Origin of the sequence: Microbacterium esteraromaticum (assembly GCF_014084045.1) — a bacterium.
Lineage (GTDB): Bacteria > Actinomycetota > Actinomycetes > Actinomycetales > Microbacteriaceae > Microbacterium > Microbacterium esteraromaticum_D.
In genome coordinates, this window is the sequence record NZ_CP043732.1 from 632,578 (window position 1) to 652,941 (window position 20,364).

General features: G+C 69.7%; 23 protein-coding genes. 14 read left to right on the forward strand and 9 right to left on the reverse strand.

The features are described 5' to 3' along the window. Positions 1-130: 130 nt before the first annotated feature. From FVO59_RS03130 to radA, 5 genes are all read left to right on the forward strand, one after another. Positions 131-532 carry a TOBE domain-containing protein gene (locus FVO59_RS03130; protein ID WP_182254550.1) on the forward strand — a complete coding sequence of 134 codons (402 nt, stop codon included), beginning with the start codon at positions 131-133 and terminating at the stop codon, positions 530-532. Beyond that, positions 529-1,428 carry a molybdate ABC transporter substrate-binding protein gene (gene modA / locus FVO59_RS03135; protein WP_259363402.1) on the forward strand — a complete coding sequence of 300 codons (900 nt, stop codon included), beginning with the start codon at positions 529-531 and terminating at the stop codon, positions 1,426-1,428. Before FVO59_RS03130 ends, modA begins: the two co-directional genes overlap by 4 nt. Beyond that, a complete protein-coding gene (locus FVO59_RS03140) occupies positions 1,425-2,234 on the forward strand; it encodes an ABC transporter permease (protein WP_182254557.1) in 810 nt (269 codons plus the stop codon). Before modA ends, FVO59_RS03140 begins: the two co-directional genes overlap by 4 nt. 41 nt (positions 2,235-2,275) lie before the next feature. Further along, positions 2,276-2,983: an ATP-binding cassette domain-containing protein gene (locus tag FVO59_RS03145; RefSeq protein ID WP_182254559.1), complete on the forward strand. Its 708-nt coding sequence runs from the start codon at positions 2,276-2,278 to the stop codon at positions 2,981-2,983. 237 nt (positions 2,984-3,220) lie between these two features. After that, complete coding sequence (gene radA / locus FVO59_RS03150) at positions 3,221-4,588, forward strand: DNA repair protein RadA (protein ID WP_182254561.1); 1,368 nt, start codon at positions 3,221-3,223, stop codon at positions 4,586-4,588. A 160-nt stretch (positions 4,589-4,748) separates the two neighbouring features. Here radA and FVO59_RS16355 read toward each other — a convergent pair whose 3' ends face one another. The 5 genes from FVO59_RS16355 to FVO59_RS03175 all read right to left on the reverse strand — a co-directional run bounded on the left by FVO59_RS16355 (position 4,749) and on the right by FVO59_RS03175 (position 9,286). Continuing rightward, positions 4,749-4,874: a hypothetical protein gene (locus FVO59_RS16355; RefSeq protein ID WP_259363404.1), complete on the reverse strand. Its 126-nt coding sequence runs from the start codon at positions 4,872-4,874 to the stop codon at positions 4,749-4,751. Further along, on the reverse strand, positions 4,871-5,281 hold the full coding sequence (locus tag FVO59_RS03160) for a dehydrogenase (RefSeq protein WP_182254563.1): 411 nt from the start codon (positions 5,279-5,281) through the stop codon (positions 4,871-4,873). The genes FVO59_RS16355 and FVO59_RS03160 overlap by 4 nt, the downstream gene beginning before the upstream one ends. 241 nt (positions 5,282-5,522) lie before the next feature. Continuing rightward, the gene (locus FVO59_RS03165; RefSeq protein ID WP_182254565.1) at positions 5,523-6,173 is read right to left on the reverse strand and encodes a hypothetical protein; all 651 of its coding nucleotides are present in this window, start codon (positions 6,171-6,173) and stop codon (positions 5,523-5,525) included. Between the two features lie 9 nt (positions 6,174-6,182). After that, entirely contained in the window at positions 6,183-6,686 is a 504-nt protein-coding gene (locus FVO59_RS03170) for an amino-acid N-acetyltransferase (protein WP_182254567.1), read from the reverse strand. 80 nt (positions 6,687-6,766) lie between these two features. Continuing rightward, the gene (locus FVO59_RS03175) at positions 6,767-9,286 is read right to left on the reverse strand and encodes an ATP-dependent Clp protease ATP-binding subunit (RefSeq protein ID WP_182254569.1); all 2,520 of its coding nucleotides are present in this window, start codon (positions 9,284-9,286) and stop codon (positions 6,767-6,769) included. A gap of 218 nt (positions 9,287-9,504) precedes the next feature. On the opposite strand from FVO59_RS03175, the gene FVO59_RS03180 reads away from it, so the two are divergent. From FVO59_RS03180 to FVO59_RS03200, 5 genes are all read left to right on the forward strand, one after another. Then, on the forward strand, positions 9,505-10,104 hold the full coding sequence (locus tag FVO59_RS03180) for a DUF2975 domain-containing protein (RefSeq protein WP_182254571.1): 600 nt from the start codon (positions 9,505-9,507) through the stop codon (positions 10,102-10,104). Next, complete coding sequence (locus FVO59_RS03185) at positions 10,104-10,832, forward strand: hypothetical protein (RefSeq protein WP_182254573.1); 729 nt, start codon at positions 10,104-10,106, stop codon at positions 10,830-10,832. Before FVO59_RS03180 ends, FVO59_RS03185 begins: the two co-directional genes overlap by 1 nt. Continuing rightward, the gene (locus tag FVO59_RS03190) at positions 10,829-11,068 is read left to right on the forward strand and encodes a helix-turn-helix domain-containing protein (RefSeq protein ID WP_182254575.1); all 240 of its coding nucleotides are present in this window, start codon (positions 10,829-10,831) and stop codon (positions 11,066-11,068) included. Before FVO59_RS03185 ends, FVO59_RS03190 begins: the two co-directional genes overlap by 4 nt. Positions 11,069-11,176: 108 nt before the next feature. After that, positions 11,177-11,449, forward strand: a complete 273-nt coding sequence (relB, locus tag FVO59_RS03195) for a type II toxin-antitoxin system RelB family anti-toxin (protein ID WP_182254577.1) — start codon at positions 11,177-11,179, stop codon at positions 11,447-11,449. A 126-nt stretch (positions 11,450-11,575) separates the two neighbouring features. After that, positions 11,576-13,003, forward strand: a complete 1,428-nt coding sequence (locus FVO59_RS03200; protein ID WP_182254579.1) for a dicarboxylate/amino acid:cation symporter — start codon at positions 11,576-11,578, stop codon at positions 13,001-13,003. 94 nt (positions 13,004-13,097) lie between these two features. Here FVO59_RS03200 and FVO59_RS03205 read toward each other — a convergent pair whose 3' ends face one another. After that, a complete protein-coding gene (locus FVO59_RS03205) occupies positions 13,098-13,388 on the reverse strand; it encodes a MerR family transcriptional regulator (RefSeq protein ID WP_182254581.1) in 291 nt (96 codons plus the stop codon). A 128-nt stretch (positions 13,389-13,516) separates the two neighbouring features. Here FVO59_RS03205 and FVO59_RS03210 point away from each other — a divergent pair, with 128 nt between their 5' ends. Together FVO59_RS03210 and FVO59_RS03215 are read left to right on the forward strand one after the other, a co-directional pair. Beyond that, positions 13,517-13,939, forward strand: a complete 423-nt coding sequence (locus FVO59_RS03210) for an Hsp20/alpha crystallin family protein (RefSeq protein WP_182254583.1) — start codon at positions 13,517-13,519, stop codon at positions 13,937-13,939. A 59-nt stretch (positions 13,940-13,998) separates the two neighbouring features. Next, entirely contained in the window at positions 13,999-14,211 is a 213-nt protein-coding gene (locus FVO59_RS03215; protein ID WP_182254585.1) for a DUF2795 domain-containing protein, read from the forward strand. 34 nt (positions 14,212-14,245) lie between these two features. Here the strand turns inward: FVO59_RS03215 and FVO59_RS03220 are convergent, their stop codons facing one another. Both FVO59_RS03220 and FVO59_RS03225 read right to left on the reverse strand, forming a co-directional pair. Further along, the gene (locus FVO59_RS03220) at positions 14,246-15,940 is read right to left on the reverse strand and encodes a cation:proton antiporter (protein ID WP_182254587.1); all 1,695 of its coding nucleotides are present in this window, start codon (positions 15,938-15,940) and stop codon (positions 14,246-14,248) included. A gap of 56 nt (positions 15,941-15,996) precedes the next feature. Continuing rightward, entirely contained in the window at positions 15,997-16,647 is a 651-nt protein-coding gene (locus FVO59_RS03225; protein ID WP_182254589.1) for a phosphoribosyltransferase, read from the reverse strand. An 84-nt stretch (positions 16,648-16,731) separates the two neighbouring features. Here FVO59_RS03225 and FVO59_RS03230 point away from each other — a divergent pair, with 84 nt between their 5' ends. Continuing rightward, positions 16,732-17,775 (forward strand): LLM class flavin-dependent oxidoreductase, encoded by a 1,044-nt coding sequence (locus FVO59_RS03230; protein WP_182254591.1) that lies wholly within the window; start codon positions 16,732-16,734, stop codon positions 17,773-17,775. Between the two features lie 310 nt (positions 17,776-18,085). Continuing rightward, positions 18,086-19,012 (forward strand): putative endonuclease domain-containing protein, encoded by a 927-nt coding sequence (locus tag FVO59_RS03235; RefSeq protein WP_182254593.1) that lies wholly within the window; start codon positions 18,086-18,088, stop codon positions 19,010-19,012. A gap of 176 nt (positions 19,013-19,188) precedes the next feature. On the opposite strand, the gene pheA is transcribed toward FVO59_RS03235, so the two are convergent. Beyond that, complete coding sequence (pheA, locus tag FVO59_RS03240) at positions 19,189-20,130, reverse strand: prephenate dehydratase (protein WP_182254595.1); 942 nt, start codon at positions 20,128-20,130, stop codon at positions 19,189-19,191. Positions 20,131-20,364 lie beyond the last annotated feature (234 nt).

The window sequence follows — 20,364 nt, forward strand, 5'->3', positions numbered from 1 at the left end:
CGGCCGCACGCGCCAGCCGCGGGGCCTGGTAATCCGCATCGTGAAACCCTGCCGGGGCCTTCCGCATCTGCGGAGAAAAGAAATGGAATCCTCTGGAAATGCGGAATCAACCCGGCTTAGTCTCATGGCTATGACCTCCTACCGCATCGCCGACGCCGCGAGACTGCTCGGCGTCAGCGACGACACCGTGCGACGCTGGATCGACCAGGGCGCCCTGCCCGTCACGGGCGACTCGCCCGCCCGCGTCCCCGGCACGGCACTCGCCGCGCACGCGCAGCGCGCAGCCGAGTCGCCCGGGCGCGACGGCGACCCGCTCTCCAGCGCCCGCAACCGGTTCACCGGCCTGGTCACGCGCGTGCAGGTGGACGGCGTCATGGCGCAGGTCGACATCCAGGCCGGCCCCCACCGCGTCGTGTCGCTGCTGTCGGCCGAGGCTGTGCATCAGCTCTCCCTCGAACCCGGATCGCTGGCGACCGCGGTGATCAAGGCCACCAACGTGATCGTCGAGGCGCCGCAGGGGATGCACCCGTGAGGGCCGGCGGCCTCGCCCGGCTCGGCGCGGCCAAGCTCGGCGCGGCCAAGCTCGGCGCGGCCAAGCGCGGCGCGGCCAAGCGCGGTGCCGTCACGCTCGGCGCGGTGATGCTCGGCGCACTGCTGCTCGCCGGATGCACCGCAGGCCCCGCAGGATCCGCCGACCACGGCCGCCCTTGGGACGCCAGCGCCGGCGCGGAGACGTCGGGCACGGGCCTCTCCGGCGAGGTCACGGTCTTCGCCGCAGCCTCGCTGCGCACCGCCTTCGACGACATCGCCGAGCTGTTCGAGCAGCAGCATCCCGGAGTCGAGGTGAAGCCGATCGTCTACGACGGCTCGAGCACCCTGGTCACCCAGCTGCAGGAGGGCGCCCGCGCCGACGTGCTGGCGACCGCCGATGAGCAGAGCATGCGGCTTCTCACCGACTCCGGCCTTGCTTCCGAGCCGAAGATCTTCGCGACCAACACCCTGGTCGTCATCACCCCCGCCGACAACCCGGCAGAGGTGACCTCGCCCGACGACCTGGCCGACGCCGTCATCGTGCTGTGTGCACCGGAGGTGCCGTGCGGCAAGGCGTCGACGACGCTGCTCGATGCGGCCGGGGTGACGGTGACGCCCGCGAGCCTCGAGCAGAACGTCACCGCCGTGCTGCAGAAGGTCGCCGCAGGCGAGGCGGATGCCGGACTCGTGTACGCCACGGATGCACCGCCGTCGGACGGGCCGTGCGAAGCGGCCGACGTGTGCAGCTTCCGCCCCGAGGGGTGGGAAGACGCCGTGAACCGGTACCCGGTCACCGCCCTCGACGGGGCGAGCGAGGCAGGGGTCGCGTTCGCCGAGTTCGTGCGCGGCCCCGAGGCGCGGCGGGTTCTCGATGGCCTGGGCTTCGGGGCGCCGTGAGCCGCCGCGACACGGGCACCGGCACCCCGTTCACCCTGGTGGCTCCCGCCGTGCTCGGGGTGGCTCTGCTGATCCTGCCGCTCGCGGCGCTCATCGGCCGCGCCTCGTGGGCGACTCTCTGGCAGGACGTCACCTCGCCGGCGGCCGTCGACGCACTGCGCCTCTCTGTGCTGAGCGGGCTGGGTGCCACGGCGCTGTGCCTCGTTCTCGGACTGCCGCTGGCCCTGCTGATGGCGAGGTCGGGACCGCGGGTGTCGGCGCTGCTTCGCGCCCTGGTGGCGGTGCCGCTCGTGCTCCCGCCGATGGTCGGCGGCGTGGCTCTGCTCTTCCTGTTCGGGCGCACCAGCCCGGTGGGCCGGCTGCTGTCGGATGCCTTCGCCGTCACCCTCCCGTTCACGCCTGCGGCCGTGGTGCTGGCTCAGGCCTTCGTCGCGCTCCCGTTCCTGGTGCTGGCCGTCGAGGGCACGATCCGCAGCGTGGGCGGCCGCTACGAGCGCACCGCGGCGACACTCGGCGCGCGACCCTGGCGCGTGCTGTGGCACGTGACCCTGCCACTGGCGGCGCCGGGGATCGTCGTGGGGGTGATCCTGTGCTTCGCGCGGGCGATCGGCGAGTTCGGCGCGACGGCGCTGTTCGCCGGCAACGCCCCTGGCGTGACGCAGACCATGCCGCTCGCGATCTACACGGCGTTCAATGGCGCAGGCACAGGGCGCGAGACGGCGGTGGCGCTGTCGATCCTGCTGCTCGCCACCGCGGTGGTCGTGCTGCTGCTGGTGCGGGCCTGGCGGCCGGGGGCCCTGAAGTGACGGGCGCTGAAGCGACGGGCGCTGAAGCGACGGGCGCTGAAGTGACGGGCGCTGTGGACGCGCATGTCGTCGTCGCGCATGCCTCTCTCGACGTGCTGCTGTCACTGCAGCCGGGCGAGGTGGTCGCCGTGATGGGTCCGAGCGGCGCGGGCAAGACGACGCTGCTCGATGCCCTGTCGGGCCTCACCCGCCTCGACGCGGGTCATGTGTCGATCGATGGAGAGGTGCTGGCCGACACCCGCCGGCACACGCCTCCGTCGCGGCGCGCGATCGGCCTGCTCGGCCAGGATCCGCTGCTGTTCCCGCACATGACAGCCGTGGGGAACATCGCCTTCGCCGCTCGCTCTGCTGGTTCGTCACGCGACGAGTCGGCGGCGATCGCCGAGGAGTGGATGCCCCGCATCGGGCTCTCCGGGCTCGGCGACCGTCGCCCTGATCAGCTCTCCGGCGGTCAGCGGCAGCGGGTGGCCCTGGCCCGCGCCCTCGCGGCCCGTCCTCGGCTGCTGCTCCTCGACGAGCCGTTCAGCTCCCTCGATGTGCAGGCCGCCGGCCAGCTCCGCGAGGTCGTCCGCGAGCATCTGCACGGCACGACCACGGTCATCGTCTCCCACACCCTCGCCGACGCCCAGTACCTCGCCACCCGCCTCCTGATCCTCGAGCACGGCCGCATCGCCCAAGAGGGCCCGCTCCCCGACGTCCTCGCCTCCCCGAGCACCCCCTTCACCCGAGCCGTGGCCGCCACCGCCTAGCCAACGCGCACTCCGCGTTCTCCCACTGACACCCCTCCGCTCGCCCTCCTCTCCCTCACCGATGCCAGCAGCCGCACATGAGGCCGAGGGCTTCGGGGCGTTCCCGGAGCGAGCATCGAGGAGGGACCCGCGAAGCGGGAGGGGCACCCGCTCTGCGAGCGAAAGGAACGCCCCGAAGCCCGCCACCCACAAGCCGTCAAGCAGAGCAACGTCCGCCCCCGCAGCTAGCCTTGGTCCATGGCATCCCGCAGACCCGCCCCTCCCGCTTTCGTCTGCTCGGAGTGCGGCTGGACGACGGCGAAATGGGTCGGTCGGTGCGGCGAGTGCCAGCAGTGGGGCACCGTGCAGGAGCAGGGCGCGAAGACGGGCCTGGTGAAGCAGACCGAGGCGGTGGCTCCCCTCGCCGGTCGTGCCGCGCGCCCGATCACGCAGATCACGACAGCCGACGCGCCGCGGCGCAGCAGCGGTGTCGGCGAGTTCGACCGCGTGCTGGGCGGCGGCATCGTTCCTGGTGCGGCGATCCTGCTGAGCGGCGAGCCGGGGGTGGGCAAGTCCACTCTGCTGCTGGAGGTCGCCGCGTCCACTGCGCGCACCGGCCGGAGGGTGCTGTACGCGAGCGCCGAGGAGTCGCCCGCGCAGGTGCGGCTGCGAGCCGAGCGCACGAACGCGCTGCACGATGAGCTCTATCTGGCGAGCGAGACCGATCTTGCGACGATCCTCGGCCACATCGACGAGGTCGAGCCCGATCTGGTGATCGTCGACTCGGTGCAGACTGTCGCCTCAGGGCTCATCGACGGTGCGGCGGGTCAGCCGAGCCAGGTGCGCGAGGTCGCGGCGACCCTCATCCGCGTCGCGAAGGACCGCGGGCTGCCGGTGATCATCGTCGGCCATGTCACCAAGGACGGTCAGGTCGCCGGCCCGCGGGTGCTCGAGCACCTGGTCGATGTGGTGTGCCATTTCGAGGGCGACCGGCAGACGGCGCTGCGGTTCGTCCGGGCGCTGAAGAACCGCTTCGGCCCGACGGACGAGGTCGGATGCTTCGAGATGACCGGCGCGGGCATCGCCGAGGTGCCCGACCCGAGCGGGCTGTTCCTGTCGCAGGGAGCGGCGGAGCCCGGAACCTGTGTTGCGATCGCACTCGAGGGGCGGCGCGCTCTGCCGGTCGAGGTGCAGGCCCTGACCATCGAGTCGAACGCGCCGAATCCGCGCCGCGTGGTGCACGGTCTCGATTCATCGCGCGTCGCGATGGTGCTGGCGATCCTCGAGCGGCGGGCCGGCATCGCGACGTCGAAACTCGACGTCTACGTGTCGACGGTGGGCGGGGTGCGCTTCACCGAGCCCGCCGCCGACCTCGCGATCGCGGTGGCCGTGGCGGGGTCGATCCGGCAGTGGTCGGTGCCGCGCACGATCGCCGCGGTGGGCGAGCTGTCGCTGGCGGGCGAGATCCGTCCGGTGACTCAGGCCGCACAGCGGCGCGGGGAGGCGGCGCGCCTGGGCTATCAGCAGGTGGTCGACGACCGGTCGAAGACCCTGCGCTCCGCATTGAGCGACATCCGCTCGCGCACGACGGAACGGCGCCCCGAGGCCGCGATCCCGCCGTTCTGATCGGGTGGCTCAGAGCCCGGACGCCCGCCTGGGGTCGCTCGGGCCGCCGCGGGTTCCCTTGTGCTCCTCCTCGATGATGCGCACGTTGCGCACTGTGACGCTGTCGGCCATCAGCAGGTCGAGCGTCCTTCGTCTCGCTTCGCTCGCTCAGGAACCGGGGTCAGAGACGCGCGATCTCGGCATCCGTCACGTCCGGCCCTGGCACGTCGACCCGGAAGCCCTGCGCCTGCAGCCCTCCCTCGTTCGAGAAGGTGACCTCGGCGTCGAAGACGGCCCGGTAGGTCACGCCTCGAGCGCCTTGAGCAGCTCGGCGGGAGGGGCCTGCATGGGGTGCGGGCCTGCGATGTCGAGGAACACGGTCGTGATGGTGTCGCGATGCGTGGCCAGGAACGACTTCAGCCAGGTCGGCGAGTAGATGCCGACGCCGGGGGGCAGGTTCGCCGGCTTGTTCTTCGCGTCGCTGAACAGCAGCAGCGCGACGTCGCCGGTGCTCGCGTCGCGATACGTCCACACCTCGCCGCTGTCGAGGGGATTGTCGCGAGCGCCTGGCTTGATCAGCGGCACGACCGTGTTGCCGTTGCGCAGCGCGAGGGCGACGGCTGCCATGTCCTGCTTCTCGAGCGCCTGAGCGAGGGCCTCGGAGCGGAAGTCCTCGGGTGCGGGCTTCTTGCTGCCAGACTTCTTCTTCGCCATGACACCAGCCTATGAGTGGGGCCCTCTCGAATCCTCCATTGGGGACTGGGGAACTCGAGAGGGCCCTCCGGTTCTCGGACACGGTGATTTGTCGAAGCGCTGGGGACGCTGGTATCGACACCACTGGGGATGGCTTTACCGCATCAGATCTGAGAACCTGTCACCCATGGTATCCCAAAATATCGGTCGTGTCAGCCCCTGACGGCCATTTGGCGTTCCCGATTGCGACAGATCTTTTCGCTCAGCGAAGGATGATCTGCTTGGCCTTCTCGCTCGCAAAGCCGCCGATTGAGACAGCGATGTGATACGAGGCGTCTCCCCCTGGAGCGCGGGGTCGGTTCTTCTCGTCGCAGGTCTCCGCCGACGAGCGTGTGCGGTCCCATACGACCGGGGCCGCGCTGGTCACCGACTTGCCCGCCTCGAGGGTGACGATCAGGTCACTCGACTCCGACTGGCAATCGGTCGAGCGCCACCACACGTCGGCTCCGCTGGTGACCGTGAACGTCTGCGTGCTGGAGCCGACGTTCATCGTGCAGTCCTGACCGCTCGTGTTGGTGAGCGAGATCGACAGCTGAGGCAGCACGCCCGCCGGGTAGGCGTCTGCATCGGTCACAGCGGCGACGCTGACGTCCGCGTCGGTGCATGCGACGATGCCCGGTGTCTCGGAAGGGTCGGGACTGGGGGTCGTGCTCTCATCGGCCGTGGCGGTCGGCTCATCGGCATCCGGGGTGGGGTCAGCGACGCCCCGGTCGTCGGCGGCCGGCGCCGAAGCCGACCACGGCTGGGCGATCGCCAGCCATACGCCGCCTCCGACAGCGGCCAGCACGAGAACGGCGATCAGCAGCACCGCGAGCCGGCGGCGACGGTAGACGGCGGCAGACTGACGGGGCATGCTTCCAGGCTAATTCAGGTGCTTGATCATCCTCGTGTTGCCGAGCGTGTTCGGCTTCACGTGGGCGAGGTCGAGGAACTCCTCGACACCCGCATCGCCGCTGCGCAGCAGCTGCGAATACACGTCGGCATCGACCACCTGCTCGCCGATCGGCTCGAATCCGCGACGCGAGAAGAAATCGGTCTCGAAGGTGAGGCAGAAAAGGCGGGTGAGCCCGAGCTGGCGGGCCCGGTGCTCGAGGTCGGTGACGATGGCGCGGCCGACGCCGTGGCGCAGATAGTCGTCGCGCACGAGCAGGGTGCGCACCTCTCCGAGGTCTTCCCACATGACGTGCAGGGCGCCGCAGCCGATGAGCTCACCGTCGGCCTCTGCGACGACGAACTCCTGCACGGCGCCGTAGAGCACGGCGAGATCCTTGCCGAGCAGGATGCGCTGGTCGACGAGCGGCTCCAGCAGGGCGTGGATGCTCAGGATGTCGGTGCTGCGCGCGGCGCGGACGAGGAAGTCGCTCACCCCTCCAGCGTAGGGCCGGACGGCCCCGGTACATGGGAAAGGCCCGGATGCCGTGCATCCGGGCCTTTCTCCGATCCGACTCAGCCGGCCGCGAGGTCGGGCGTGGTCGAGATGCCGCCGCCGGTGTTGACGCCGACCGACACCTTCTCGCCGCGGGGAGCGTGCTCGAAGGCGAACGCGCCGTCGACCACATCGACCTTCACGTGATCGCCGGTGTTGAGCTGACCGTGCAGGATGCGCTCGGAGAGCTGGTCCTCGATCTCTCGCTGCATGGCGCGACGCAGCGGGCGCGCGCCGAGAGCCGGATCGAAGCCGATCTCGATGAGCCTGTCCTTCGCGGCATCCGAGAGCTCGACGGTCATGTCGCGGTCGAGCAGGCGGTCGCCGAGCTGCTTGGTGAACAGGCCGACGATCTGGCGCAGCTCGTCCTTGTTCAGCTGCGGGAAGACGATGATGTCGTCGAGTCGGTTGAGGAACTCGGGCTTGAAGTGGCGCTTGAGCTCCTCATCGACCTTGCCCTTCATCCGCTCGTAGGTCGTCTGCGAGTTGCCCTCGAGCTGGAAGCCGACCGGGCCACCCGCGATCGCCGACGAGCCGAGGTTGGTCGTCATGATGATCACGGTGTTCTTGAAGTCGACGATGCGTCCCTGACCGTCGGTCAGGCGACCCTCTTCGAGGATCTGCAGCAGCGAGTTGAAGATGTCGGGGTGGGCCTTCTCGATCTCGTCGAACAGCACGACCGAGAACGGCTTGCGGCGCACCTTCTCGGTGAGCTGACCGCCCTCTTCGAATCCGACGAATCCGGGAGGGGCTCCGAACAGGCGCGAGACGGTGTGCTTCTCGCCGAACTCCGACATGTCGAGCGAGATGAGCGCGGCCTCGTCGTCGAACAGGAACTCGGCAAGAGCCTTGGCGAGCTCGGTCTTTCCGACGCCGGTGGGGCCGGCGAAGATGAACGAGCCGCTGGGGCGCTTCGGGTCCTTGAGTCCGGCGCGCTGGCGGCGGATCGTGCGGCTGAGCGCGGCGATCGCCTCTTCCTGGCCGATGACGCGCTGGTGCAGCGCCTTCTCCATGAAGACGAGTCGGCTCGACTCCTCCTCGGTGAGCTTGAACACCGGGATGCCGGTGGCCTGGGCGAGCACCTCGGCGATCAGGCCCTCGTCGACGACCGCCTGGGTGGCGACGTCACCGGAGCGCCACTGCTTCTCGAGACGCAGACGCTCGCCGAGCAGCTCCTTCTCCTGGTCGCGCAGCGAGGCGGCCTTCTCGAAGTCCTGCTCCTCGCTGGCGGCCTCCTTCTCCTGACGGACCTTCGCGATCCGCTCGTCGAACTCGCGCAGCTCGGGCGGCGAGGAGAGGATGCTGAGGCGCAGGCGCGCACCTGCCTCGTCGATCAGGTCGATCGCCTTGTCGGGCAGGAACCGGTCGCTGACGTAGCGGTCGGCGAGGTTCGCCGCGGCGACGATCGCGCCGTCGGTGATCTGCACCTTGTGGTGCGCCTCGTAGCGATCGCGGAGTCCCTTGAGGATGTTGATCGCGTGCGGGAGGGTCGGCTCGTTCACCTGGACGGGCTGGAAGCGACGCTCGAGGGCGGCATCCTTCTCGAAGTACTTGCGGTACTCGTCGAGGGTGGTGGCGCCGATCGTCTGCAGCTCGCCCCGGGCGAGCAGCGGCTTCAGGATGCTGGCCGCGTCGATCGCGCCCTCTGCGGCGCCCGCGCCGACGAGGGTGTGGATCTCGTCGATGAAGACGATGATGTCGCCGCGGGTGCGGATCTCCTTGGTGACCTTCTTCAGGCGCTCCTCGAAGTCTCCGCGGTAGCGGGAGCCGGCGATGAGGGAGCCGAGGTCGAGCGAGTAGAGCTGCTTGTCCTTCAGCGTCTCGGGGACGTTGCCCTTGACGATCGCCTGCGCCAGCCCCTCCACGACGGCGGTCTTTCCGACGCCGGGCTCGCCGATGAGGACGGGGTTGTTCTTCGAACGGCGCGAGAGGATCTGCATGACCCGCTCGGCTTCCTTCTCGCGGCCGATGACCGGGTCGAGCTTGCCCTCGCGAGCGGCCTGGGTGAGGTTGCGGCCGAACTGGTCGAGCACCTGCGACCCGCCCTGTGCGGCGGCGGGGCCCTCATTCGCCTGCGCACCCACCGAGGCGGTCTCGCGCCCGGGAGCGCCGGAGAGCAGCTGGATGACCTGCTGGCGGACCTTGTTGAGGTCGGCGCCGAGCTTGACCAGCACCTGGGCTGCGACACCCTCGCCCTCGCGGATGAGGCCGAGCAGGATGTGCTCGGTGCCGATGTAGTTGTGGCCGAGCTGCAGCGCCTCGCGCAGGCTCAGCTCGAGCACCTTCTTGGCGCGCGGGGTGAACGGGATGTGGCCCGTCGGCTGCTGCTGGCCCTGGCCGATGATGTCCTGAACCTGCTCGCGAACAGCGTCGAGCGAGATCCCGAGGCTCTCGAGGGCCTTGGCTGCGACGCCCTCGCCCTCGTGGATGAGACCGAGCAGGATGTGCTCGGTGCCGATGTAGTTGTGGTTGAGCATCTTCGCCTCTTCTTGGGCGAGGACGACCACGCGGCGGGCTCGGTCGGTGAATCTCTCGAACATGCTGTGACTCCTTTTCGCGCGGGGCGAAGCGGCGGTGGCGCCGTGTACATCGAGAGTAACGACCGCAGCGGGGTCGAACGGCCGTGTTCGCCGTCGGCATACGCTTCTGCGATCCCCGATTGACACCCTTATCGATTCTCGTTATGTTAACGAGAGTCGATAACAACGATCATCGATATGAGCCGCGGAGGGATGCCATGGAGGCCAGGGAGGGCGCCGTGGAGCGCACACTGAGCAGGGGCGACACGATCAGCCTGGCGATGTTCGTCGTCGCCGGAGTCGCGATCGCCGCGTGGACGGCATGGAACGTCGCCGCCCGGATCGCCGAGCTGGTCAGCGGCGGTCAGGTCAGAGTCGCGGTCGAGTTCATCGACACGACGGTGGATGCCCGGATCAGCGCCACCAGCCTGCCTGTCGAGCTGGATCGCGGGATCATCTCGGTGGACGGGCTCGGCACCATGGGAGTCATCTCCGGGGTGCTCGGTCAGCTCGCTCTGGGCATCACCGTGGCGGTGGTGGTGTTCTGCCTCATCGCTCTCAGCCGGAACATTCTGCGCGGACGGGTGTTCGGCAAGGCCAACACCCGCATCGTGGCCATCGGCGGCGGAGTGGGCCTGGTCGGGGCCGCGTCGTCGCGGTTCTTCGACAACATGCTCTCGAACGCGGCGATGGCGCAGGCGGTCGACGGACCGTTCGACACCGCGGTCATGTCGATCGAGCCGTTCACCTTCGTGCTGGCGGCGTTCGCGGTCGCGGTGGTCGGCACGGTCTTCGTGGTCGGCGACCGGCTGCAGCGCGAGACGGAAGGACTGGTCTGATGCACCTGTCGACCGAGGATCTCGCCTCCGGGCTGTCGCTGCTGCTGCTCATTGCGGTCTTGGCAGGGCTGGTCGTGAGCATCTCCGTATGGCGCGCGCGGAAGCACGGCAGCACGACTCTGGCGCTCGACGTCACGCGCAACGCGTCGTTGTTGTACGTGTGGCTGATGGCGGTCGGGGTGGTCGTGAGCGGGGTGCAGATACTGGCGGGACCTGGCGTCTTCCTCTCCGATTCCGTCAACACCGATGTGCAGAGCCAGGAAGAGGCTCTCGCCTCGAGCGCCTGCGTCGACGAGCCGAGCATGATGCTCTGCGGTTCGCAGGTGGGCCCGATCCCCTTCGGCATCCGGCTGCTGATCTACGTCGGCACGGTGCTGGGCCTGCTGGCATCCGCGGCCGTCGCGTGGGCGATCCACAACGCAGCGCGGCGAGCAGGCGAGCGCGAGCCGTTCCACCCCAGCGTCTCCCGGACGTTCGGCGCCATGGCGCTCGTGGTCATGGCGGCTGCCGTGCTGGGCGATCTGCTTCAGCAGATCGGGATGACTCTCGCCGCTCGCTCGCTGGACTGGGATGCCACCGCTACACCGATCCGTTTCGGGCTGCGCATCGAGCTCTGGCCGTTCGCCGTGGCGGTGGGACTGTTCGCGCTGTCTGCGATCTTCCGGTACGGCGCGCAGGTGCAGAGCGAGCGCGAGCTGTTGAAGCGCGAGACGGAGGGGCTGGTGTGACTCCCGCCGAGGCTGATGACGAGTTCACCGGCATCCACTGCCGGCTCGACGAGCTGCTCGCCGAGCGCAGGATGACGTTGACCGAGCTGAGTGCACGGGTGGGGGTGAGCATCGTGAATCTGTCGGTGCTCAAGAACGACCGGGCTCGGGCGATCCGGTACTCGACCCTGCGCGCCGTGTGCGAGGCGCTGGAGTGCGAGGTCGGCGACCTGCTGGTGCTGTCCGAGCGCGGCTGACCCGAGCGCGGCCCGCGCCACTCGAGCACCGGCCGGAACTTGATTGGGTACTTTCACCCGCGTGTACAGACCCGGGCACATGTCGCCGGCTTTCACGACTCTCGTCTGGTGCCCCGCGTCTCGTCCCCCGCCGCCGCCCGAATCGGCGAGCTGATCGCCGATCTGCGTCGGCGGCGAGGCATCACGCAGGACGAGCTCGCCGTGCTCACCCAGATCGACTCGTCGAACATCCGCGCCTACGAGAAGGGGCGATCGATGATGGGCATCCCGACCCTCGTGCGCATCGCGGACGCGCTGAGGATCGAACCGGGGATGCTGCTCGACGGAGTCTCGGTCGACATGATCAGCACGCCCGAGGTCGACCGCCGCCGCCGGGCCTGAGCATCCTGACCGGATGCGGCATCGGGCCCACCCGTCATCCTTCGTCATGTTCTCGCGGGGAATACGAAGATTCGCTTAGCGTTTACTCCACGTGACGCGCACTCCGCGCAGACAATTGGAGTCCCCTTGAGCACCTCATCCTCGACCGCGCGCGCCCAGAAGGCGCCCGACACCCGAAGCCCAGCGCGCAAGCTGCTGACCTCGTTCGGGTTCCAGATCATCGCCGCCCTCATCCTGGGCATCGGGGTCGGCCTGATCGCCGTCTCGCTGGGCGCAGGCCCCGAGTCCCCGACGGTCCTGTCCGACACGCTCGACCGCATCGGCAGCTCGTACGTCACACTGCTGCGCGCGGCCGTGGTCCCCCTGATCTTCACGGCCATCGTCGCGAGCATCTCGAACCTGCGTCGCGTGCAGAACGCCGCCCGCCTGGCGGGTCAGACGATCCTGTGGTTCGGCATCACCGCCTTCATCGCCGTGGTCATCGGCATCGTGCTCGGCCTGGTCATCCAGCCCGGCGCGAAGGCGGGCGCCGGCCTCGAGACCGGCGACCCCTACACGGTCGGCACGTGGTGGAACTTCCTGCTCGGTCTGATCCCGCAGAACTTCCTCGGCCTCACCGTCTCGACCTCCCCTGGCGCCGTCGAGGGCACCTACGCGTCGAGCGTCGGCTTCAACATCCTGCAGGTCATCGTCGTGGCCGCCGTGGTCGGCATCGCCGCCCTCAAGGCAGGCAAGAAGGCCGAGCCCTTCCTCGCCTTCACCGAGTCGCTGCTCAAGGTCATCCAGCGCGTGCTGTGGTGGATCATCCGCATCGCCCCGATCGGCACCTTCGGCCTCATCGGCGCCGCCGTCGTCAAGTACGGCTGGGACAAGCTGACCTCGCTCGCCTGGTTCGCCGCGGCGATCTACATCGGGCTCGCCCTGGTGCTGTTCGTGGTCTACCCGATCCTCGTCCGCACCCACGGCCTGTCGATCAAGCAGTACTTCTCGGGCGTCTGGCCCGCTGTGCAGCTGGCGTTCGTCAGCCGCTCGTCGATCGGCACCCTGCCGCTGACCGAGCGCGTCACCGAGCGCAACCTTGGTGTGCCCCGCGGCTACGCCTCGTTCGCCGTGCCGCTCGGCGCGACCACCAAGATGGACGGCTGCGCCGCGATCTACCCGGCCATCGCCGCGATCTTCGTCGCACAGTTCTTCGACATCCAGCTGAGCTTCATCCAGTACCTGCTGATCGTCATCGTCTCGGTGGTCGGCTCGGCGGCGACCGCGGGCACCACCGGCGCTGTCGTGATGCTGACGCTCACCCTGTCGACCCTCGGTCTGCCGCTCGAGGGCGTCGGGCTGCTGCTCGCCATCGACCCGATCCTCGACATGGGGCGCACGGCGGTCAACGTCGCGGGTCAGGCGCTCGTCCCGACGATCGTCGCCAAGCGCGAGGGCATCCTCGACGAGGAGCTCTACAACGCTCCCCGCAACGGCCTGCCCTTCGCCGAGGACATCGACGAGGCGGATGCTGCTGAGCCGGATTCCGCGAAGGAGACGGCCGGCGCACGCTGACCTCCTCTCCGCTGCAGAGAGCGCCTCGCCCCTCCGGGGGCGGGGCGCTCTCTTGCATCCGGATGCCGGGGAGCCGCCGCCGGGCCCACCGGCGTCAGCGCGTGCGGCGCTCCTCCTCCAGCTCGCGTCGCAGATCGCCGTTCTCGTCCTCCAGCTCGAGCACCCGGCCGATCCCGGCGAGGTTCACCCCGGCATCCCGCAGCTCAGCGACCCGACGCAACCGGTCGATGTCGTCGTCGCTGTATCGCCGAGTCCCGCCGTCGCTGCGGAACGGCGTGAGCAGTCCGCGGCGCTCGTACAGCCGAAGCGTCGCCTCGGGGACCTCGGCGAGATCGGCCGCGACGGCGATCCCGTACAGCGGGGTGGCGGGATCGCGATCGGTCATCGGGCATCCGTTCTCGGGTCTTGAGATCTGTAGATTTTCGGAGGTATAAATATACATCCCCGGATGCAGATTACCTGCATCCTCGATCAGAGTCGCCATCTGGCGACCCATAGTGAGAGGAGAACACCATGGCAATGACCTTCGACCCGATCAGTCAGCTTGATCGCTTCGCCGCGAGCGTGCTGGACTCCGTTCGCGCCCCGCGCGTGATGCCCGTCGACCTCTGCCGCGACGGCGACCGCTATGTTCTGCATGCCGACATCCCGGGTGCTGATCCCGGCTCGATCGACGTCGATCTCGACGGCTCGCAGCTGTCGATCCGCGCCCAGCGCACCGCCGACAGCGGCGAGGGGATGCGCTGGATCGCCCGCGAGCGGGGAACCGGCACGTATCTGCGCCAGTTCACCCTCGGCGACGGCGTCGACCTCGACCGCATCACCGCGTCGTACGACAGCGGAGTGCTCTCGGTGATCATCCCGGTCAGCGAACGCGCGAAGCCGCGTCGCATCGAGGTCGAGTCCACCGATCACCGCGAGGCGATCAGCGCCTGATCCACCAGCGGGGGCGCCCGACGAGGGCGCTCCCGCCTTCGTCCTGGAAAGGAGACCGCATGTCCCCCTCAGCCGCGCTCAAGGGATTCCTCGCCGGCATGGAGTACCCCGCGACGAAGGACGACCTGCTGCGCGAAGCCGCGCGAGACCGACTCGATCGCGACGACATCCTGGCGCTCGAGAACCTCAGCGGCTCGAGCTACAGCGCACGCCGGCAGATCCTCGCCGCCCTCCACATGAACCGCGAGGACGCGGCTCCGGCAGCCGCCTGATCCGCACACGGGCGGGCCGCCGCGTGCGTCGGGGTCAGGTGCGCAGCGCGACCCTGGTGTCGAGGGCCAGCTCCTCGGCATCCATCGCCGCGATCAGCTCGTGCATGACCTCCTCGCTCAGGTTGCCTGCCGCGCGCTCCTCGAGCAGCAGCTGCCTGCGCACCGCGAGCCACCCCTTCGCCAGGGTCGTGAACTGCTCGGCGGTGGGCCGCAGCTGCTGCTCGACCCCCGTCTGCTCGGCGTCGGACTGCACCCGCACCAGTCGCTTCGCGTAGGCGTCGAAGGCCGGCAGCTGCTCCTCGCCGTGCTCCTGGGCCCATTCGCGGCGCATCGCACGCAGGTACGCCTTCCCCGCCTCGCGGCTGCGCTCGTGCACCGCCGCCAGCTCTCTGGCATCCTCCTGCTGCTCGCTGTCGTCGACGACGCCGAGCATGCGGATGAGCCACGGCAGCGTCAGCCCCTGGAGCAGCAGGGTCCCCACGGTCACGACGAACGCGACCACGACGATCGCGTGGGCCGCCGCGCCGTCGATGCCTGCCAGGTCGGCCGCGGCGAGCGCAGTGGCGAGCGTGACCACACCGCGCATGCCGGCCCACGAGATCACCGCGTTGTCACGCCATGACAGCCGGGTCTCGGCGAGTCGGCGGCGCAGCTGCTCCTCGCTGAGCGGATGCCGACCGCGCCCCCGCGCGGCAACGGCATCCGGATGCATGGCGATGACGCGCTTCCACCGGCGCAGCCGCCTCCGTGTCCACCACTGCCCCCACGCGTGAGCCGGATAGACGAACAGAGGGCGCACGAGAAGCACGGCCACAAGCACCACCGCCGAGAGCAGCACGACGACTCCCACCTCGCCGTCGTTGAGGTCGGCGAGCACCCTGGGCAGCTGCAGCCCGATGTAGGCGAACACGAACGACTCCAGCAGGAAGTCGGCCGACAGCCAGAGCGGTGCCTCCTGCTGACGGGTCGCATAGCTGGTCTTCGGTGCGTTGAAGCCGACGAACAGCCCCATCGCGACCACCGCGAGAACTCCCGAGCCGAGCAGCTGCTCCGCGATCGCGTACGCGCCGAACGGGGCGAGCAGCCCGAATGTTCCGTTCACGACCGGATCGGCGACGCGCATGCGCAGCCGATGCATCACCGCTCCGAACGCGAGTCCGACGGCGACCCCGACGAGCACAGCGACGAAGAACTGCCCGACCCCGCCCGCCAGAGTCACGGTCGCGCCGGCGACGATGGCGGCGAAGACCCGGTACATCGTCAGCGAGGTCGCGTCGTTGATCAGGCTCTCCCCCGACAGCACGGTCATGACCCGCCTGGGCAGACCGAGCCTGCGTCCGATGGCGGCCGCGGAGACGGCATCCGGAGGCGCGACGATCGCGCCGAGCAGCAGTGCGCCCGGCAGGGTGAGCTCCGGCATGATCCACCACGCCAGCAGGCCGACCACACCCGCCGTGACGACCACGAGACCGACGCCCAGCCGCCTGATCTGCGGCATGGCCCTCTTGAAGCTCAGGAACGACACGTCGAGCGCGGCCGAGTACAGCAGCGGCGGCAGGACGATGTTGAGCAGCACATGGCCGTCGATCGCGACATCAGGCACGAAGGGGAGGAACGACGCCAGCAGTGCGACGACGGTGACGAGCAGCGGAGCAGGCCAGCCCTTCCAGCGGGCGACGGCTGCGACCGCCACGGCTCCGACCACGATGAAGAAGATGCTGGACTCCATCCCAGGAGGCTACGCCCACAGCATCCGGGGTCCCTCGCTCGTGTCGGGCGCGGCCGTCACCCGCGCGAGCGGTGCGCCGCGCGCAGCAGGTCGATCACCTCGTCGTCCGTCGTCTGCCGGAAGTCGACGTAGTGCATGCCCACCGCCATGAAGTTCTCCGGCGTGCACAGCGCGATGACCTCCGCGCCCACGTCCGCGCCGAAGCCGTCGAGCAGATCGGGTGGCGCGACGGGCACCGCGACGACGATCCGCCGGGCACCGCGGGCGCGCGCGATCAGGCACGCCGCGCGCATGCTGGCGCCGGTGGCGATGCCGTCGTCGACGACGATCGCGACCCGCCCGTCGATCGGCTCGGCGGGCCTTCCCGCGCGCAGCATCTGCGAGCGGCGCTCGACCTCCGCTCGCTCGCGCTCCTCTGCCGCGGTGAGCATGGCGTCGTCGACCCCCGCCATGTCGATGACCGAGGGGTTGCGAACCGCGGCGCCGCCCTCGCCGACCGCTCCCATCGCGAGCTCGGCGTGCCCCGGCACCCCGACCTTCCGCACGATGAGCACGTCGAGCGGCGCGTGGAGCGCCGACGCGACCGGCGCCGCGACGGGCACACCGCCGCGCGGCAGCCCGAGCACGACGGCATCCTCGGGGGCGCGCTGCGTCAGCCGCCTGGCGAGCTGCCAGCCGGCGTCGGCGCGGTCCTCGAAGCTCCACATCGCATTTCCGGGATACGCTCGCGCGCCGCGCGGGTCAAGGCCCTGGCGGAATGCCGCGGCGGCCTCAGCGGTTGTGCAGAAGTGATGACTACTCCCGCGCTCTCCGTGCTCGATCTCGTTCCCGTCCGCTCCCGACAGACCAGCGCGCAGGCGGTGGCCTCGTCGATGGCGCTCGCACAGCATGCCGACGCGCTCGGGCTCACGCGCTACTGGTTCGCCGAGCACCACAACATGCCGTCTGTGGCGTCGACCGCTCCCCCTGTTCTCATCGCCGCAGCCGCCGCGCGCACCCAGCGGATCCGTGTGGGGTCGGGCGGCGTCATGCTGCCCAATCACGCCCCGCTCATCGTCGCCGAGCAGTTCGCCGCCCTGGAGGCGCTCGCACCGGGACGCATCGACCTCGGCATCGGGCGTGCGCCGGGCAGCGACCCCGTGATCACTCACCTGCTGCGCCAGTCCGGCACGACTGGAGACGTCGAGCGCTTCCCGTCGCACGTGCAGGACATCGCCGCGATGGTTCAGCCCGACGGCGCGACGGTGCGCTTCACGAGCGGGGGCGAGTACGGGGTGAAGGCCACGCCCGTGGCATCCGGATCTCCCGCGATCTGGCTGCTGGGGTCGAGCGATTACTCGGCCCAGCTCGCCGCCGCGCACGGTCTGCCGTACGTGTTCGCCAACCACTTCGCCGGCACAGGACTCGAGCGCGCGCTCGACCTGTACCGCTCGCAGTTCCGCCCCTCCGAGACGCTCGAGTCGCCGCTGACGTTCCTGACGGCGAACGTCGTCGCCGCACCCTCGGCCGAGGAGGCCGAGGCTCGCGCCCTGCCGCAGCTGCGCGCGATGGCCCGGTTGCGCAGCAGCAAGCCGATGCAGGTGCTCGAGACGGTCGAGGAGGCCCAGCGGGGTATGGCCGAGCATCCGGATGCCCAGGAGCAGGCCCTCATCGACGCGATGCGTCAGCGCTGGCTCATCGGCTCGGGCGCCGACGTGCGCTCGGCGCTGGCCGCGTTCGCCGCGCAGCACGGTGTCGACGAGATCATGGTCTCGCCCGTCGCCGGGTCGTTCGACGGCGAGCCCCTCGACGCGACCCCCGGACGCACCCAGACGCTGGATCTGCTCGCCGCCTAGCCCCGACGCTCGCGTCGTCCGGGCCCGCTCCCCCGGCCCCCGCCCCGCCCCGTGGCCCCGCCGGGCCCCGCCCGCCCCGGCGGATGGAGAACGCCGGTTCCACGGCATCCCTGCCGGCGTTTCCCATCCGTCAGCCGTTGACCGGATGGGAAACGCCTGTATCCGCGCGCGCTCACCAGCGTTTCCCATCCGTTCGCCGCAAGGGCCGAACGGGCCGATTCGTTCTGCACAATTCCACGACCAGCGAGATTGTCCCCCGTTCCGGGATACGGGGCCCTGCAGGACGACGGCGGCCGAAGAGCATGGCTGGATGCGACACCGGACATCTCTGCCCACCCGCCTCGGCTCGACGTTCGCGATCGGCGACGCCGCTGCAGCCGGTGTCACGCGCTGGCGCCGCGACACCCCTGACCTGCATCGCCCGTTTCGGGGCGTGCGCACCCTGGAGGCCCCGACGACTTTCGCCCGGCGCATCGAGTGCTATCAGCCGCGGATGAAGCCCGGCCACCGTTTCGTCGGACGCACCGCAGCGCGCATCTGGGGTCTGCCGCTGCCGCAGAAGTGGTCGATCGACGAGAAGGTCGAAGTGGCGGTTCCGCACGATCGAACGCCGCCTGGATCGCGCGGAGTGAAGGGCCGGCGCCTGTCGCTGCACCTGGCCCAGACGCACCGGATAGGACGGATCCGCGTGGTCGACCCGCTTGCAGCGGTGCTCACCTGCGCGAGAGAGCTCACCGAAGACCAGGCGGTCGTCATGCTCGATGCCCTGCTCACCCCGGCCGACAACTATCCGGATCTTCTCGTCGGTCGACCGGTGTACACGATTGCGGAGATCGAAGACCGGATCGCCGCCTGGCGTCGCTTTCCCGGACGCGAGACGATCCGGGCGGCGCTCCGCCGGGCACGACCGCGTGTCGAGTCGCCGAAGGAGACCGAGACTCGGCTGCTGATCACGCGGGCCGGCCTTCCGGAACCTGTCATCCAGTACGACATCACCGACCGCGACCGAGTCATCGCGCGCGCGGACCTCGCCTATCCCGCGTTGAAGATCGCCATCGAGTACGAGGGCGACGGGCATCGCAGCAGCAGGGATCAGTGGCGTCGAGACATCCAGCGGCATCGCGATCTGGAGGATCGCGGCTGGATCGTCATCCGGCTGACCCAGCTCGACCTGGACGATGGCGCCGCGTCGGCGCTTTCGCGCATCCGTCGCGCGCTTCTGTCGCGCTCCTCGTGATGCGGCCGGGGCTGAGCAGATGGGAAACGCTGGGGACGGGATGCCATTCACCGGCGTTACCCATCCGGACTAGGAGTCGCCGGATCGGAAACGCCGGTGCAGAAGCCGGCTCACCAGCGTTTCCCATCCGGACTAGGAGTCGCCGGATGGGCGTGCGGAGGCGAGGCCGACGCCCGCTACGCCTCGGGCTCGCCGTGGATCAGGGCGCGCAGCCAGTCGCGCGCCTCGACGAACACGCCGTCGGCGTAGCGCTCGGGGTAGTGCACGATCTTGCGGTCTGCGCGGGGGTACGAGCCCAGGAAGACCACGTGAGGGCTGAACCGGCGGATGCCCAGCAGCGCGTCGGCCATGCGCTCGTCGTAGGCGTGCCCGTCGGCATCCACCACGAAGCGGTACCGGCCGAGCGCGTCTCCGACCGGACGGGACTGCAGGAGCGACAGGTTGATGCCGCGCGTCGAGAACTGCTCGAGCATGTCGAGCAGTGCTCCGGGGCGATCGTCCGGCAGCTCGACGATCAGCGAGGTCTTGTCGGCTCCGGTCGGCTCGCCGGGCTTGGCGGGCTTCGACACGAGCACGAAGCGGGTCACGGCGTTCTCGTTGTCGCCGATCTGCTCTGCAAGCACCTCGACGTCGTGATGCTGAACGATGCCGGGCGCGGCGATGGCGGCCTGGGCGGGCGACGATCCGTCGAGCACGCCGAGAGCGGATGCCACATTGCTCGCCGCAGGGACATGAGCGTGCCTGGGCAGGTGCTCACCGAGCCAGCCGTGGCACTGCGCGTAGGCGACGGGATGCGCGGCGATGACGTCGACGTCTTCGAGTCTCGTTCCCGGCTTGCCGACGAGCACGAAGTTCACCTTGACGAGGTATTCGCCGATGATCCGCAACCCCGGCAACGTCGCGAGGGCGTCGAGCGTGGTCGACACCCCGCCCTCGATCGAGTTCTCGATCGCGATCATCGCCGCGTGACTGCGCCCCTCGAGCACGTCGGCGAGTGCCTCGCCGACGTTGTGCACGGGCTTCCAGTCGTGACCGCGGGCCTCGGGCACCTGGTCGAGCGCTGCTTCGGTGAAGGTTCCTGCGGGGCCCAGATAGCTGTAGGTGCGGCGTTCGGTCACCTCGACAGCCTAGCCCCGGCCCTTCGGCGTCCACCGGGCCTGTTTCAGCATCCGAGACCCGTCGCCCGCACGCGCACCGTCGCCCAGAACAGGACGGTTGCCGAGAACAGGACGGATGCCCGAGATCCAGCCTGTCCTCGCGAACCAGCCTGTTCTCGACGACTGCGCTCCCCGCGCGGCAGCGTCCCGGCGCTTCGGAAGGTGCGCGTCGGGGCCCCGGCGGGGCAGACTATC

What these genes read in the sequence shown, in the direction of transcription:
- FVO59_RS03130 (WP_182254550.1), top strand. Translation starts at nt 131, where the DNA reads ATGACCTCCTACCGCATCGCCGACGCCGCGAGACTGCTCGGCGTCAGC.
- radA (WP_182254561.1), top strand. Translation starts at nt 3,221, where the DNA reads ATGGCATCCCGCAGACCCGCCCCTCCCGCTTTCGTCTGCTCGGAGTGC.
- FVO59_RS03160 (WP_182254563.1), bottom strand. Translation starts at nt 5,281, where the DNA reads ATGGCGAAGAAGAAGTCTGGCAGCAAGAAGCCCGCACCCGAGGACTTC.
- FVO59_RS03165 (WP_182254565.1), bottom strand. Translation starts at nt 6,173, where the DNA reads ATGCCCCGTCAGTCTGCCGCCGTCTACCGTCGCCGCCGGCTCGCGGTG.
- FVO59_RS03175 (WP_182254569.1), bottom strand. Translation starts at nt 9,286, where the DNA reads ATGTTCGAGAGATTCACCGACCGAGCCCGCCGCGTGGTCGTCCTCGCC.
- FVO59_RS03185 (WP_182254573.1), top strand. Translation starts at nt 10,104, where the DNA reads ATGCACCTGTCGACCGAGGATCTCGCCTCCGGGCTGTCGCTGCTGCTG.
- FVO59_RS03205 (WP_182254581.1), bottom strand. Translation starts at nt 13,388, where the DNA reads ATGACCGATCGCGATCCCGCCACCCCGCTGTACGGGATCGCCGTCGCG.
- FVO59_RS03210 (WP_182254583.1), top strand. Translation starts at nt 13,517, where the DNA reads ATGGCAATGACCTTCGACCCGATCAGTCAGCTTGATCGCTTCGCCGCG.
- FVO59_RS03215 (WP_182254585.1), top strand. Translation starts at nt 13,999, where the DNA reads ATGTCCCCCTCAGCCGCGCTCAAGGGATTCCTCGCCGGCATGGAGTAC.
- FVO59_RS03220 (WP_182254587.1), bottom strand. Translation starts at nt 15,940, where the DNA reads ATGGAGTCCAGCATCTTCTTCATCGTGGTCGGAGCCGTGGCGGTCGCA.
- FVO59_RS03225 (WP_182254589.1), bottom strand. Translation starts at nt 16,647, where the DNA reads ATGTGGAGCTTCGAGGACCGCGCCGACGCCGGCTGGCAGCTCGCCAGG.
- FVO59_RS03230 (WP_182254591.1), top strand. Translation starts at nt 16,732, where the DNA reads ATGACTACTCCCGCGCTCTCCGTGCTCGATCTCGTTCCCGTCCGCTCC.
- FVO59_RS03235 (WP_182254593.1), top strand. Translation starts at nt 18,086, where the DNA reads ATGCGACACCGGACATCTCTGCCCACCCGCCTCGGCTCGACGTTCGCG.